This window comes from Tepidibacter sp. (assembly GCF_025210165.1).
GTDB lineage: Bacteria > Bacillota > Clostridia > Peptostreptococcales > Peptostreptococcaceae > Tepidibacter_A.
In genome coordinates, this window is the sequence record NZ_JAOASI010000077.1 from 1 (window position 1) to 15,059 (window position 15,059).

General features: G+C 33.6%; 14 protein-coding genes, 1 pseudogene and 1 other annotated feature. All 15 genes and pseudogenes read left to right on the forward strand.

The genetic code is table 11. From position 1 onward, the window contains the following. A pseudogene (locus tag N4A48_RS13280) lies at nt 1-107 on the forward strand (EF-Tu/IF-2/RF-3 family GTPase); the annotation flags it as partial. Nucleotides 108-331: 224 nt separating this feature from the next. Beyond that, the gene (gene rpmG / locus N4A48_RS13285; RefSeq protein WP_293666737.1) at nt 332-481 is read left to right on the forward strand and encodes a 50S ribosomal protein L33; all 150 of its coding nucleotides are present in this window, start codon (nt 332-334) and stop codon (nt 479-481) included. Between the two features lie 17 nt (nt 482-498). After that, nucleotides 499-729, forward strand: a complete 231-nt coding sequence (secE, locus tag N4A48_RS13290; RefSeq protein ID WP_293666739.1) for a preprotein translocase subunit SecE — start codon at nt 499-501, stop codon at nt 727-729. A gap of 56 nt (nt 730-785) precedes the next feature. Further along, nucleotides 786-1,310 (forward strand): transcription termination/antitermination protein NusG, encoded by a 525-nt coding sequence (gene nusG, locus N4A48_RS13295; RefSeq protein ID WP_293666753.1) that lies wholly within the window; start codon nt 786-788, stop codon nt 1,308-1,310. A gap of 36 nt (nt 1,311-1,346) precedes the next feature. After that, entirely contained in the window at nt 1,347-1,772 is a 426-nt protein-coding gene (rplK, locus tag N4A48_RS13300; RefSeq protein WP_099191109.1) for a 50S ribosomal protein L11, read from the forward strand. A gap of 61 nt (nt 1,773-1,833) precedes the next feature. Continuing rightward, the gene (gene rplA / locus N4A48_RS13305; protein WP_293666741.1) at nt 1,834-2,532 is read left to right on the forward strand and encodes a 50S ribosomal protein L1; all 699 of its coding nucleotides are present in this window, start codon (nt 1,834-1,836) and stop codon (nt 2,530-2,532) included. Between the two features lie 51 nt (nt 2,533-2,583). Beyond that, nucleotides 2,584-2,718 (forward strand) — a sequence feature (ribosomal protein L10 leader region). Nucleotides 2,719-2,755: 37 nt separating this feature from the next. After that, a complete protein-coding gene (gene rplJ / locus N4A48_RS13310; RefSeq protein ID WP_293666743.1) occupies nt 2,756-3,259 on the forward strand; it encodes a 50S ribosomal protein L10 in 504 nt (167 codons plus the stop codon). Between the two features lie 38 nt (nt 3,260-3,297). After that, nucleotides 3,298-3,660: a 50S ribosomal protein L7/L12 gene (gene rplL / locus N4A48_RS13315; RefSeq protein ID WP_293666745.1), complete on the forward strand. Its 363-nt coding sequence runs from the start codon at nt 3,298-3,300 to the stop codon at nt 3,658-3,660. 272 nt (nt 3,661-3,932) lie between these two features. Beyond that, nucleotides 3,933-7,613, forward strand: a complete 3,681-nt coding sequence (rpoB, locus tag N4A48_RS13320; RefSeq protein WP_293666754.1) for a DNA-directed RNA polymerase subunit beta — start codon at nt 3,933-3,935, stop codon at nt 7,611-7,613. Between the two features lie 104 nt (nt 7,614-7,717). After that, a complete protein-coding gene (gene rpoC, locus N4A48_RS13325; protein ID WP_293666747.1) occupies nt 7,718-11,200 on the forward strand; it encodes a DNA-directed RNA polymerase subunit beta' in 3,483 nt (1,160 codons plus the stop codon). Between the two features lie 267 nt (nt 11,201-11,467). Next, nucleotides 11,468-11,713 (forward strand): ribosomal L7Ae/L30e/S12e/Gadd45 family protein, encoded by a 246-nt coding sequence (locus N4A48_RS13330; RefSeq protein WP_293666748.1) that lies wholly within the window; start codon nt 11,468-11,470, stop codon nt 11,711-11,713. A 38-nt stretch (nt 11,714-11,751) separates the two neighbouring features. Further along, on the forward strand, nt 11,752-12,171 hold the full coding sequence (rpsL, locus tag N4A48_RS13335; RefSeq protein WP_293666749.1) for a 30S ribosomal protein S12: 420 nt from the start codon (nt 11,752-11,754) through the stop codon (nt 12,169-12,171). 122 nt (nt 12,172-12,293) lie between these two features. After that, nucleotides 12,294-12,764, forward strand: coding sequence for a 30S ribosomal protein S7 (gene rpsG, locus N4A48_RS13340; protein WP_248481118.1), 471 nt, complete (start codon nt 12,294-12,296; stop codon nt 12,762-12,764). A gap of 45 nt (nt 12,765-12,809) precedes the next feature. Then, nucleotides 12,810-14,876, forward strand: a complete 2,067-nt coding sequence (gene fusA, locus N4A48_RS13345) for an elongation factor G (protein ID WP_293666752.1) — start codon at nt 12,810-12,812, stop codon at nt 14,874-14,876. A 57-nt stretch (nt 14,877-14,933) separates the two neighbouring features. Next, nucleotides 14,934-15,059, forward strand: a 126-nt coding sequence (locus tag N4A48_RS13350; protein WP_293665711.1) for a GTP-binding protein, incomplete at its 3' end; no start/stop codon positions are given.

The window sequence follows — 15,059 nt, forward strand, 5'->3', positions numbered from 1 at the left end:
AAGTTGAATTAATCGCTCCAATAGCAATGGAAGAGGGATTAAGATTCGCTATCCGTGAGGGTGGAAGAACAGTAGGAGCAGGAGTAGTTGCTTCTATAACAGAATAATAAAAAAACAGAATAATAAAAATTATAGAGAAGGATATCTTACTTCTCTATTTTTTTCCAAATGAATTGAGGAAAAATATAATAGTATATTATTAAAAATAATTGACATAACTATAAAAATATGATACCTTTTATAAGGTAATACTTATAATACCAGCAATCTATGTGTAAAAATACATAGATTGCTTTAAGATATGGACATGACAAATTAGGAGGTGTGTCAAATGAGAGTTAAGGTAACTTTAGCATGTACTGATTGTAAACAAAGAAATTACAATACAACTAAGAACAAGAAAAATAATCCAGACAGAATAGAATTAAAAAAATATTGTAGATTCTGTAAAACACATACTGCTCACAAGGAAACAAAATAGTTTATAAAGGATGTGACATGGGAATGTCGGCCCAAACTAATATAAATTCGAATAAAGAAAATACTAAAAGCATAGGTAGATTCTTGAAAGAAACTAAAGGAGAACTTAAAAAAGTTCATTGGCCAAACAAAAAAGAGCTAACTAAATATACTGGAGTAGTTCTAACGACATGTCTTTTAATGACTGGATTAGTATGGGCGGTTGATTCTGGTATAGGATTCTTGTTGAAGCTTATGCTAAATAGATAATTCCGTAAAGGAGGTCAGTGCCATCTGATTTTAGGTGGATGGCAGTTAAAGATAATATGTCAGAACTGGAACAAGCTAGATGGTATGTTGTACATACCTACTCAGGTCACGAAAATAAAGTAAAAGCTACTATTGAAAAAGCAGTTCAAACTAGAGGTATGGAAGATTTTATCTTAGATTTAGCTGTTCCTACTGAGGAAATAGTAGAGACTAAAAATGGTAAGACGAAGTCTAGACAAAGAAAAATATTTCCAGGATATGTTTTGGTTAAAATGATCATTACTGATGAATCTTGGTATATAGTTAGAAACACTAAAGGAGTAACTGGATTCGTAGGTCCTGGATCTAAACCGGTTCCTTTATCAGAAGAAGAAGTTAAGTCTATGGGTGTTGAAAAAACAACTTTAGAAATAGATTTTGAAGTTGGAGAAGCTATAACAGTTAAGTATGGACCATTTGAGGGATTCATGGGAAATATTGAAGAAATAAATCTAGAAAAAGAAGTTGTAAAAGTATTAATATCAATGTTTGGTAGAGAAACTCCAGTTGAACTGGAATTCGATCAAATAGAAAAAATATAATCTAAAGAAACAAACCTATCAAGGAGGTGTACTAAAATGGCTAAAAAAGTTATAGGACAAATAAAATTACAAATACCTGCAGGAAAAGCTACTCCAGCCCCACCAGTAGGACCAGCATTAGGACAACATGGTGTTAACATAATGGGATTCTGTAAAGAATTTAATGCTAAAACTGCAGATAAAGCTGGATTAATAATTCCGGTTGTTATAACAGTTTATCAAGATAGATCTTTTACGTTTATAACAAAAACTCCACCAGCTGCAGTATTACTTAAGAAAGCTGTTGGCTTAGAATCAGCTTCTGGAGAACCTAACAAGACAAAGGTTGCTACTATATCTAAGGATAAAGTAAGAGAAATAGCTGAAATGAAAATGCCTGATTTAAATGCTGCTACAGTTGAAGCTGCTATGAGTATGATAGCTGGAACTGCTAGAAGTATGGGTATTGTTGTAGAAGACTAATATTTTTTAAAAGAAGTGGGAGGTAAAATTACCGCTATAAACCACAAGGAGGTAAATTGAAATGGCTAAAAAAGGAAAAAATTACTTAGAAGCTAGTAAATTAGTTGACAAGAACACATTATATGATGCATCTGAAGCATTAGGATTAACAGTTGAAGCAGCTAAAGCAAAATTTGATGAGACTGTTGAAGCTCACATTAAATTAGGTGTAGATTCAAGACATGCAGACCAACAAGTAAGAGGTGCTGTAGTTCTTCCACACGGAACTGGTAAAACTAAGAAAGTTTTAGTTTTCGCTAAGGGTGAAAAAGCTAAAGAAGCAGAAGCGGCAGGAGCAGATTTTGTTGGAGCTGAAGATTTAGTATCTAAAATTCAAGGTGAAAACTGGTTCGATTTTGATGTAGTTGTTGCAACTCCTGATATGATGGGTGTTGTAGGAAGATTAGGTAGAGTACTTGGACCAAAAGGATTAATGCCAAATCCTAAATCTGGAACAGTTACATTTGATGTTGCTAAAGCAATAGATGAAATAAAAGCTGGTAAAGTTGAATATAGATTAGATAAAACTAATATAATTCATGTAACAGTTGGAAAAGTTTCATTTGGAAAAGAAAAATTAGTAGAAAACTTTGCAGCTTTAATGGAAGCTATTATAAAGGCTAAGCCATCTGCTGCTAAAGGACAATACTTAAGATCTGTTACAGTAGCATCTACTATGGGGCCTGGAGTTAAAGTAAATCCAGCTAGAGTTACAGAATAATATAAAAAACTCTTGACATAGATGAATAAATGTTTTATACTTAAAAAGTTGAAAAAAATAAATGTTTTACCGTAGACAGTAGGTGCTTTATAGCTTAATTTTACCTACCGAGGTTTTCTATAAATTTGTTAATTTAGAGAATAAAGCCTTTGTATGTCTACATACAAAGGCTTTTATAATGTGCGGTGAAATATATAAATAGACGAAGGAGGTGGAGACCTAGATGTCTAAAATAATGGAATTAAAAGGACAAGTTGTTTCAGAAATAGCTGAAAAATTAGAAAAGTCTTCGTCAACTGTGATTGTTGATTATAGAGGATTAACAGTGGAAGAAGTTACAGAACTTAGAAAGAAGTTCAGAGAAGCTGACGTAGAATACAAAGTTTACAAGAATACTCTTGTTAGAAGAGCAGCTAAGCAAGTTGGAATCAATGATTTAAATGATGAAACATTAGTTGGACCAAATGCAATAGCTTTTGGATATGAAGATCCAGTTGCTCCAGCTAGAGTTATAAGTGATTTCATGAAAGATCATCCAAAACTAGAACTTAAAATGGGTATAGTTGAAGGTGAATTCTATGGAAAAGAACAAATTGAAGAATTTGCTAAGATTCCTTCAAGAGAAGTTCTTATTGCAAAATTACTTGGCAGCTTAAAAGCTCCAGTTTCAAACTTTGCATACTTAATAGATGCTTTAATCAAGAAACAAGAAGGACAAGAAGCTTAATAAATTAACGTTTAATAAAATATCGGAGGTGCTTAAAAATGACTATAGAGCAAATTTTAGAAGCTATAGAAAATATGAAAGTTTTAGAATTAAATGAATTAGTTAAAGCTGCAGAAGAAAAGTTTGGAGTATCTGCTTCTGCACCAGTAATGATGGCTGGAGCTGCTGGTGGAGCTGCTGAAGCTGAAAAAACTGAGTTTGACGTAGTATTAGTTGAAGCTGGATCTTCAAAAGTAGGAGTTATCAAAGCAGTTAGAGAAATAACTGGACTTGGATTAAAAGAAGCTAAGGCTGTAGTAGATGGAGCTCCAAAAGCTGTTAAAGAAGGAGCTTCAAAAGAAGAAGCTGAGCAAATCAAAGAAAAATTAGAAGCTGCGGGAGCTAAAGTAGAAGTAAAATAATTTACTTTAGGAAAAAGGGTGCCTATTGGGCACCTTTTTTTACGTTTTAAAAAATTAAAAAATAGACTTATAAAACATTTATAAATAAACTCTAAATGGATACAATAGAAAATAATGGTACATATAGAAAATTAAAGATTTTATTTTAATTTTCTATTTTCAATAAAATCGTCTTGACCTATTGACAAAAATATGATAACATTATTGAATGCATTGGAATGGAAAAAAATTTGTTTGTAAGTTTTATTTTTATTATGAGAGGTGAAAATGGAATGCCACATCCTGTCACAATAGGTAGAAGAACAAGAATGAGCTTTTCTAAAATTAATGAAGTTGCAAAACTTCCTAACCTTATAGAAATTCAATTAGATTCCTATGATTGGTTTTTAGAAGAAGGACTTAAAGAAGTTTTTGAAGATATTTCGCCTATAGAAGATTACACAGGTAATCTTATCTTAGAGTTTGTAGATTATTCCCTAGATGAAAAACCTAAATATGAAGTGGAAGAATGTAAAGAAAGAGATGTTACTTATTCAGCACCGTTAAAAGTCAAGGTTAGACTTATAAATAAGGAAACGGGAGAAGTTAAGGAACAAGAAGTTTTCATGGGGGATTTCCCATTGATGACTGAAAAAGGTACATTCATAATAAATGGAGCCGAAAGGGTAATAGTAAGTCAGCTTGTTAGATCTCCTGGGGTATATTTCAGCCAAGAGAGAGATAAATCAGGAAAGAGACTGATTTCATCTACTGTTATACCTAACAGAGGAGCTTGGTTAGAGTATGAAACTGATTCTAATGATATAGTATCTGTTAGAGTTGATAGAACTAGAAAACAACCTGTAACTGTATTATTAAGAGCTTTAGGTTTTGGAACGGATACAGAAATACTAGAACTTTTAGGTGAAGATGAGAGATTATACGCAACACTTGAAAAAGATAATACTAAAACAGTAGAAGAAGGTCTTATTGAAATATATAAAAAATTAAGACCAGGAGAACCTCCTACAGTTGAGAGTGCTTCTTCTTTATTAAATTCACTATTTTTTGATGCTAAAAGATATGATTTAGCTAAAGTAGGAAGATATAAATTTAATAAGAAACTAGCTTTAGCGTATAGAATCATAAATAAAATCTCTGTACAAGATATAGTTAATACAGAAACTGGAGAAGTTTTTGTAAAAGAAGGAGAAAAAATATCTATAGAACAAGCTAAATCTATACAAAATTCAGGAATAAATGTAGTTAAAGTTTATTCTGATGAAGATAAAGAAGTTAAAGTTATAGGAAATAACTTTGTAGATATAAAAGAACACATATCATTTGATTTAAGTGATTTAAGAATAAAAGAAAAAGTTCACTACCCTACATTGAAAGAAATATTAGATACATACAGTAGTGAAGAAGAAATAAAGGATGCTATAAAGGATAATATAAGAAAGTTAATACCTAAACATATAATATTAGATGATATTATAGCTTCTATAAACTATGAATTCAACTTATTCCATCAAATAGGGAATATAGATGATATAGACCATTTAGGAAATAGAAGAGTTAGGTCGGTTGGAGAATTACTTCAAAATCAATTCAGAATAGGTCTTTCTAGAATGGAAAGAGTTATTAAAGAAAGAATGACAATACAAGATATAGAAGTTGCAACTCCTCAAGCGTTAATCAATATAAGACCAGTTGCTGCTGCTATAAAAGAATTCTTTGGAAGTTCTCAGTTATCTCAGTTTATGGATCAAACAAATCCATTATCAGAGCTTACACATAAGAGAAGGTTGTCGGCACTTGGACCTGGTGGTCTTTCAAGAGAAAGAGCGGGATTTGAGGTTCGTGACGTTCACCATTCTCACTATGGAAGAATGTGCCCTATAGAGACTCCAGAGGGTCCAAATATCGGACTTATCAACTCGCTTGGTACTTATGCTAAGATAAATGAATATGGATTTATTGAAGCAAGCTACAGAAAAGTTGATAAAGAAACTGGAATAGTAACGAATGAGATACATTATTTAACTGCAGATGAAGAAGATATATATATAAGAGCTCAAGCTAATGAACCGCTTGATGCTGAAGGAAGATTTGTAAATAAAAGAGTTACATCAAGAACGACTAACGGTACTGTTGAGGTTGTACCATATAATCTAGTTGATTATATGGATATATCTCCAAAACAGGTTGTTTCTGTTGCAACAGCAATGATTCCTTTCCTTGAAAATGATGATGCCAACCGTGCGCTTATGGGATCGAACATGCAACGTCAGGCTGTTCCTTTAGTTAGAAGAGAGTCTCCTGTTATAGGAACTGGAATAGAGTATAGAGCAGCTAAAGATTCTGGAGCAGTTGTTGTAGCTAAAAACTCTGGAACTGTTGACAAATTAAGTGCAGATGAAATCGTTATAAAAAGAGAAGATGGAAATAAAGATAGATATAATATGCTTAAATTTAAGCGTTCAAACCAAGGAACATGTATAAATCAGACTCCTATAGTAAATAAAGGAGATAAGATTGAAAAAGGTGATGTTATAGCTGATGGACCATCTACAGATATGGGAGAAATCGCATTAGGTAGAAACTGTCTTATAGCATTCATGACTTGGGAAGGTTATAACTATGAGGATGCTATTCTTATAAATGAAAGATTAGTAAAAGAAGATAGACTATCTACTATCCATATAGAAGAATACGAAGCAGAAGCAAGAGATACTAAGCTTGGACCAGAAGAAATAACAAGAGATATACCTAATGTTGGAGAAGATGCTATTAAAAACCTAGACGATAGAGGAATAATCAGAATAGGTGCAGAAGTAGAGTCTGGAGATATACTAGTAGGTAAGGTAACTCCTAAAGGAGAAACTGAACTTACAGCAGAAGAAAGACTTCTTCGTGCTATATTCGGAGAAAAAGCTAGAGAAGTTAGAGATACTTCTTTAAAAGTCCCTCATGGTGAGTCGGGAATAATAGTAGATGTTAAGGTGTTTACAAGAGAGAATGGAGATGAATTACCTCCAGGAGTAAATGAACTTGTAAGATGTTATATAGCTAAGAAGAGAAAGATAAATGTAGGGGATAAGATGGCTGGACGTCATGGAAATAAAGGGGTTATATCTAGGATTTTACCTGAAGAAGATATGCCATTTATGGAAGATGGTACACCAGTAGAGATAGTTTTAAATCCACTAGGAGTTCCATCTCGTATGAACATCGGACAGGTTCTAGAAATTCACTTAGGTCTTGCAGCAAAATCTCTAGGATGGCATGTTGCTACATCTGTATTTGATGGAGCAAAAGAGGAAGATATAAGAGAAGCTCTAAAAGAAGCTAATTATCCTGAAGATGGAAAGCTTAGATTATGCGATGGAAGAACAGGAGAAGCATTTGACAATAGGGTAACTGTTGGATACATGTATATGCTTAAATTACATCACTTAGTTGATGATAAACTACATGCTAGAAGCACAGGTCCTTATTCTTTAGTTACTCAACAGCCTCTTGGTGGTAAAGCACAATTTGGAGGACAAAGATTTGGAGAGATGGAGGTTTGGGCTCTTGAAGCTTATGGTGCATCTCATACATTACAAGAAATATTAACAGTAAAATCAGATGATGTAATAGGACGTGTAAGAACATATGAGGCTATTGTTAAGGGTGAAAATATTCCTGAACCAGGAATTCCTGAATCATTCAAAGTTTTAATAAAGGAACTTCAAAGTTTATGCCTGGATGTAAAGGTATTAACAGAAGAAGATCATGAAATAGAAGTAAAAGATTCTGTAGAAGAAGATGAAATTGGTGAGAATTTTGAATCAATAGTTTCTGATGAACAAGATACAGAAGAACTAGAAACTGTTGTAGAAGAAATTGATGAAGATTTTGAAATGGATTTTGATGAATCTTTATTAGAAGATGATTTAAACCAAGTAGAAGAAGATTTTGATTTTTAATATAAAAAATGCTTAATGCTAGTTTTAACAAACTAGCATTAAGGTATTATAAAAAGGGTAGAGTTGATTACTTTAAATCTCAAAAAAAGAAGGGAGAGAACTCCTTGTTTGAATTAAATAATTTTGAGTCAATAAAAATAGCTTTAGCATCTCCTGAAAAGATAAGACAATGGTCAAAAGGAGAAGTAAAAAAGCCAGAAACTATAAATTATCGTACTTTAAAACCAGAAAAAGATGGATTATTCTGTGAGAGAATATTTGGTCCAACTAAAGACTGGGAATGTCATTGTGGAAAATACAGACGAGTTAGATACAAAGGGGTTGTATGTGATAGATGTGGAGTTGAAGTAACTAAGTCTAAAGTTAGACGTGAAAGAATGGGGCATATAGAGCTTGCAGCTCCTGTATCTCATATATGGTACTTCAAAGGAATTCCAAGTAGAATGGGACTATTACTTGACATGTCACCAAGATCGCTTGAAAAAGTTCTGTATTTCGCATCGTATATAGTTATAGATCCGGGTGAAACTGGATTAACAGAAAAACAACTTTTAACAGAAAAAGAGTATAGAGATGCTCAAGATAAGTATGGAAATACATTTAAAGCAGGAATGGGAGCTGAAGCTGTAAAAGAGCTTTTAGTTAAACTTGATTTAGAATCTCTATCAAAAGAATTAAAAGCAAAACTAAAAGACAGTACAGGACAAAAAAGAGTCAGAACTATAAGAAGAATGGAAGTTGTAGAAGCTTTCAAAAAATCTGATAATAAATCAGATTGGATGATACTTGATGTAATACCTGTAATACCTCCTGATTTAAGACCTATGGTTCAACTAGATGGAGGAAGATTTGCAACTTCAGATTTAAATGACTTATACAGAAGAGTTATAAATAGAAACAACAGATTAAAGAGATTATTAGAATTAGGAGCACCTGATATAATAGTTAGAAATGAAAAAAGAATGCTTCAAGAAGCAGTAGATGCTCTTATAGATAATGGTAGAAGAGGTAGACCAGTAACTGGACCTGGAAATAGACCATTAAAATCTTTATCTGATATGTTAAAAGGAAAGCAAGGACGTTTCCGTCAAAACCTTCTTGGTAAGCGTGTTGACTATTCGGGACGTTCTGTTATCGTGGTAGGGCCAGAGCTTAAATTCTATCAATGTGGTCTTCCTAAGAAAATGGCTTTAGAATTATTTAAACCTTTTGTAATGAATGAACTTGTATCAAAGGGATATGCTCACAATATAAAGAGTGCAAAGAGAATGGTAGAAAAAGTGAAATCGGAAGTATGGGATGTTTTAGAAGAGGTAATAAAAGGACATCCAGTACTATTAAACCGTGCCCCTACTCTTCATAGACTAGGAATACAAGCATTTGAACCAACTTTAGTTGAAGGTAAAGCAATAAAATTACATCCTTTAGTTTGTTCAGCTTATAATGCGGATTTTGATGGAGATCAAATGGCGGTTCACGTACCTTTATCTGTTGAAGCACAAGCTGAGGCAAGATTCTTAATGCTGTCTCCTAATAATATATTAGCACCTAAAGATGGAGCTCCTATAACTACACCAACTCAGGATATGGTACTTGGAAGTTATTATTTAACTATAGAAGTTGAGGGTGAAAAAGGAGAAGGAAGCATATTTAAAGATTATAATGAAATGCTTCTTGCATATCAAACTGGAGCAGTTGGACTTCATGCTAAGGTTAAAGTAAGAAAGAAATTAGAAGGAAATAGATCTGTATTAGTAGAAAGTACTGTAGGTAGATTTATATTCAATGAAAATATACCTCAAGACTTAGGATTCGTAGACAGAAGTAAGGAAGCTCATTCATTAGAAGTAGACTTCTTAGTTGATAAAAAGCAACTAGGAAAAATTATAGATAAATGCTTTAGAAAGCATGGAAATACTATTACAGCTATAATGCTTGATGATATAAAGAATTTAGGATTTAGATTCTCAACAAGAGGAGCAGTAAGTATCGCGGTTGCTGATATGATAATACCTGATGAAAAACCACAGTTAATATCAGCTGCTGAAGAAAAAGTAGAAAAATATGAAAGAGCTTATAGAAGAGGTCTTATATCAAACGAAGAAAGAGAAGAAAAAGTTATAGAAACTTGGACTAATACTACTGAAGAAGTTACAGATGCTCTTATGAATAGTTTGGGTCGTTTAAATAATGTATTTATAATGGCGCATTCAGGAGCCAGAGGTAGTAAAAACCAAATAAGACAGCTTGGAGGAATGCGTGGTCTTATGGCCAATGCATCTGGTAAAACGGTAGAGATACCAGTTAAGTCTAACTTCCGTGAAGGTCTTACTGTACTTGAGTACTTCACATCTTCGCATGGTGCCAGAAAAGGACTAGCAGATACAGCACTTCGTACAGCCGATTCAGGATACCTAACTAGAAGACTTGTTGATGTCAGTCAAGATGTTATAGTTAGAGAAGTTGATTGCGGAACGCAAGAAGGCGTTTTTGTATCAGCATTTAAAGATGGAAATGAAGTAATAGAAGAACTATACGATAGAATAGTTGGAAGATATACTCTTGAAGAAATAGTAGATCCTAAAACTAATGAAGTTCTAGTTGCAGCTGATACTAGAATAGATGAAGATGATGCACAGAAAATAATAGATGCAGGACTTGAAAAAGTAAAAATAAGATCTGTACTTAATTGTAAAACTTCTCATGGAGTTTGCTCTAAGTGTTACGGACGAAACCTTGCTACTGGTAAAGAGGTAAATATAGGTGAGGCAGTAGGTATAATAGCTGCTCAATCTATAGGTGAGCCTGGTACACAGCTTACAATGCGTACTTTCCATACAGGAGGGGTTGCAGGAGGAGACATCACACAAGGTCTCCCGAGGGTTGAGGAGCTATTTGAGGCTAGAAAACCTAAGGGACTTGCAATAATAACAGAAATTGCAGGTACTGTTCAGCTTGATGAAACAGGAAAGAAAAAAGAAGTTAATATAATTGATGAATCTGGAGAATCAAAGGTTTATACTATACCTTATGGATCAAGAATCAAAGTTAAACAAGGACAATTCCTAGAAGCTGGAGATCCTATAACTGAAGGGTCTATAAACCCACATGATATACTAAGAGTTAAAGGAGTTCTTGGAGTTCAAGACTATATAGTTAAAGAGGTTCAAAGGGTATATAGAATGCAAGGTGTTGATATCAACGATAAACACGTTGAGGTTATCGTTAGACAAATGCTATCTAAAGTTAAAATAGATGATCCTGGAGATACTGATTTACTTCCAGGAGGACTTGTAGATATACTTGAATTTAATTCTGAAAACGAAAAGACAATTGCAAATGAATTAAGACCAGCAGTTTCAAAGAGAGTTTTATTAGGAATAACTAAAGCATCTCTTGCTACAGAATCATTCTTATCAGCTGCCTCATTCCAAGAAACAACAAGAGTATTAACAGAAGCTGCTATAAAAGGAAAAGAAGATAATTTAATAGGTCTTAAAGAAAATGTAATTATAGGTAAATTAATACCTGCAGGAACAGGAATGAAAAGATACAAGAATATAGCGATTGAAAAAGTGGAAGAATAAAATAAAAATTAATTGATATGCTATACAATATGATTGAATTTCAATTAAGCTAAAACATTACAATTCTTTTCTTCGTCTACAGGACGAAGAAAAGAATTGTAAGTTATATGATAAATAAAATTACAACGACGTTTTACAAAGATATATTGACATTAAACAGTATATAGTGTTAAAATGTTAAAGTGTGCAAATTTAAGAAAGTGGACTTTTGAATATTTATCAGATTACACTTTAATCTTTTGAGTATTTAATAAGGAGGAAACTTTAATGGATTTACAAAGCTTGAAAAATGAAAAAAAAGTAATAGGCACCAAACAAGCAAGCAGAGCCTTAAAAGAAAACAAGGCTAAATTAGTTTTCATAGCACAAGACGCAGAAAAGCATGTTACAAAACATGTGGAAGAATTATCAAAACAAAATAACGTAGAAATAATCTATGTTGATTTCATGGAGGAACTAGGCAGAATTTGCAATATACAAGTAGGTGCTGCCGTGGTTGCTGTTTTGAAATAGTTGGCCGTTAACTAAAATATTGGAAGGAGGTGCGAACGATGCCAACAATAAGTCAGTTAGTTCGTAAAGGAAGAAAAGCAATGGAAAAGAAATCTACTGCTCCAGCGTTACAAAAAGGTTTCAATTCATTAAACAAAAAATCTACAAATACTAGTTCGCCACAAAAAAGAGGAGTTTGTACTTCTGTTAAGACTGTAACTCCTAAAAAGCCTAACTCAGCGTTAAGAAAGATTGCCAGAGTTAGATTAACTAATGGAATAGAAGTTACTGCTTATATCCCAGGAGAAGGACACAACTTACAAGAGCATAGTGTTGTTCTTATAAGAGGTGGAAGAGTTAAGGATTTACCAGGGGTTAGATACCACATACTAAGAGGTACTTTAGATACTGCTGGTGTGGAAAACAGAGGTCAATCAAGATCTAAGTATGGTACTAAGAAGCCTAAAGTTAAGAAGTAATTAATAAAGATAATTTGAAAAATCGTTCGGTGCTTTAAATATATATAAATATTTACGGCATCACGGCAAATGATAAGTTTGTCGAGTACCGATGATCTAAAAAGATTAAGGAGGGAAGTACAATGCCAAGAAAAGGTAATGTTCCAAAGAGAGAAATTTTACCTGATCCAATATACGGAAGTAAGGTTGTTACTAAATTAATAAACAATTTAATGTTAGATGGTAAAAAAGGGAAGTCACAAAATATTGTGTACGGAGCTTTTGAACTTATAAAGGAAAGAACTGGAGAAGAGGCATTAGAAGTTTTCGAGAAAGCTATGAATAACATAATGCCAGTACTTGAGGTTAAAGCTAGACGTGTTGGAGGAGCTAACTACCAAGTACCAATAGAGGTAAGACCAGAAAGAAGACAAACTTTAGGTCTTAGATGGTTAGTTAAGTATACTAGAGCCCGTGGAGAAAAGGGAACAGTAGAAAAACTAGCTAAAGAAATAATGGATGCTGCTAATAACACAGGTGCATCAGTTAAGAAAAAAGAAGATACTCATAAGATGGCAGAAGCTAATAAAGCATTTGCTCATTATAGATGGTAAAATATATAAAAACTGATAAAGTTCATATCAGAAAGGAGGATACCTGTGGCTAGACAATTTTCTTTAGAAAAAACTAGAAATATAGGTATAATGGCTCATATAGATGCAGGAAAAACTACTACTACTGAGAGAATCCTGTTCTATACTGGTGTTACTCGTAAGATAGGAGAAACTCATGAAGGAGCTTCTCAAATGGACTGGATGGAGCAGGAAAAGGAAAGAGGTATAACAATTACTTCTGCTGCTACAACTTGTCAATGGAATGGAAATAGAATAAATATTATAGATACTCCTGGACACGTAGACTTCACTGTTGAGGTTGAGAGATCTCTTCGTGTTCTTGATGGATCAGTTGCAGTTTTCTGTGCAAAGGGTGGGGTTGAACCTCAATCAGAAAATGTATGGAGACAAGCTGATACTTATGGAGTACCAAGAATTGCATTTGTAAACAAGATGGATAGAACAGGTGCTGATTTCTTCAACGTTGTAGAAATGATGAAGGATAGATTAGGAGCTAATGCAGTTGCAGCTCAAGTACCAATAGGTAATGAAGATCAATTCAGAGGAATTGTTGATCTTGTTGAAATGAATGCAAGAATATACAAAGATGATTTAGGTCAAGAAATGGAAACAACAGAAATTCCTGATGACTTAAAAGATCAAGCAGAAGAATACAGAGAAAAATTAGTTGAAACTATTGCTGAAACAGATGAAGAATTAATGATGAGATATTTAGAAGGTGAAGAAATATCTAATGAAGAGTTAAAAGCTGCTTTAAGAAAAGCTGTTATCGCTTGTGAAGTAAATCCAGTATTCTGTGGTACTGCTTACAAGAATAAAGGTGTACAGTTATTATTAGATGCAGTTATAGATTATATGCCATCTCCACTTGAAGTACCAGCTATAACTGGTATGAATCCAGATGGAGAGGAAGAATCTAGACCATCTTCTGATGAAGAACCATTCTCAGCATTAGCATTCAAAATAATGGCAGATCCATTTATTGGAAAACTTGGTTTCTTCAGAGTTTATTCTGGTGTATTATCAGCTGGTTCTTATGTAATCAACTCAACTAAGAATAAGAAAGAGAGAATTGGACGTATATTACAAATGCATGCTAACTCAAGAGAAGAAATAGCTCAAGTTTATGCTGGAGATATAGCTGCAGCTGTTGGACTTAAAGATACTACTACTGGAGATACTTTATGTGATCCAAATCATCCGATTATTCTTGAATCAATGGAATTCCCTGAGCCTGTTATTTCTGTTGCGATAGAGCCACAATCTAAAGCAGCTCAAGAAAAAATGGGTATAGCTCTTCAAAGACTTGCTGAAGAGGATCCAACATTCAGAGTTCGTACTGATGAAGAAACAGGACAAACTATAATATCTGGTATGGGTGAGCTTCACCTTGAGATAATAGTTGATAGACTTTTAAGAGAATTCAAAGTAGAAGCTAACGTTGGAGCTCCACAAGTTGCATACAGAGAAACTATTACTCAAGAAGTTGATATTGATAATAAGTACTCTAAGCAATCTGGTGGTAGAGGTCAGTATGGTCATGTTAAGATTAGAGTTAGACCTACTGAGCCAGGCGAAGGTTATAAGTTTACTAATAAGGTAGTAGGGGGAGCAATCCCTAAAGAATATATTGGACCAGTTGATTCTGGTATCCAAGGTGCTATGGAAGCCGGAATAGTTGCAGGATATCCTGTTGTTGACGTTGAAGTTGAATTATATGATGGTTCTTACCATGATGTCGATTCATCTGAGATGGCCTTCAAGGTTGCTGCTTCTATGGCATTTAAAGAAGCTATGAAAAAATCAAACTCAGTTCTTCTTGAGCCATACTTCAAAGTAGAAGTAGTAACTCCAGAAGATTACATGGGAGATGTAATGGGTGACTTAAACTCTAGACGTGGTAGAATAGAAGGAATGGAAGCAAGATCAGGTGCTCAAGTAATAAATGCATATGTTCCGCTTTCAGAAATGTTTGGATATTCTACGACTTTAAGATCTATGTCTCAAGGTCGTGCGACATATACAATGATATTTGATCACTACGAGCAAGTTCCAGCATCTGTTGCTAAGAAGATATCAGAAGGAAAATAATATAAATAAATGGTAGGGGTGTAAACATCCCTACTTTAATATAAGGAGGAATTTAAAATGGCAAAAGCTAAATTTGAAAGAAATAAGCCGCATGTTAACATTGGAACAATAGGACACGTTGACCACGGTAAAACAACATTAACAGCAGCTATAACAAGAACATTACATGCAAGATACGAATTA

Coding starts and splice junctions, on each gene's coding strand:
- N4A48_RS13330 (WP_293666748.1), top strand. CDS start 11,468: ATGGATTTACAAAGCTTGAAAAATGAAAAAAAAGTAATAGGCACCAAA.
- secE (WP_293666739.1), top strand. CDS start 499: ATGGGAATGTCGGCCCAAACTAATATAAATTCGAATAAAGAAAATACT.
- nusG (WP_293666753.1), top strand. CDS start 786: ATGTCAGAACTGGAACAAGCTAGATGGTATGTTGTACATACCTACTCA.
- rplL (WP_293666745.1), top strand. CDS start 3,298: ATGACTATAGAGCAAATTTTAGAAGCTATAGAAAATATGAAAGTTTTA.
- rpsL (WP_293666749.1), top strand. CDS start 11,752: ATGCCAACAATAAGTCAGTTAGTTCGTAAAGGAAGAAAAGCAATGGAA.
- rplJ (WP_293666743.1), top strand. CDS start 2,756: ATGTCTAAAATAATGGAATTAAAAGGACAAGTTGTTTCAGAAATAGCT.
- rpoB (WP_293666754.1), top strand. CDS start 3,933: ATGCCACATCCTGTCACAATAGGTAGAAGAACAAGAATGAGCTTTTCT.
- rpsG (WP_248481118.1), top strand. CDS start 12,294: ATGCCAAGAAAAGGTAATGTTCCAAAGAGAGAAATTTTACCTGATCCA.
- rplK (WP_099191109.1), top strand. CDS start 1,347: ATGGCTAAAAAAGTTATAGGACAAATAAAATTACAAATACCTGCAGGA.
- rpmG (WP_293666737.1), top strand. CDS start 332: ATGAGAGTTAAGGTAACTTTAGCATGTACTGATTGTAAACAAAGAAAT.
- rplA (WP_293666741.1), top strand. CDS start 1,834: ATGGCTAAAAAAGGAAAAAATTACTTAGAAGCTAGTAAATTAGTTGAC.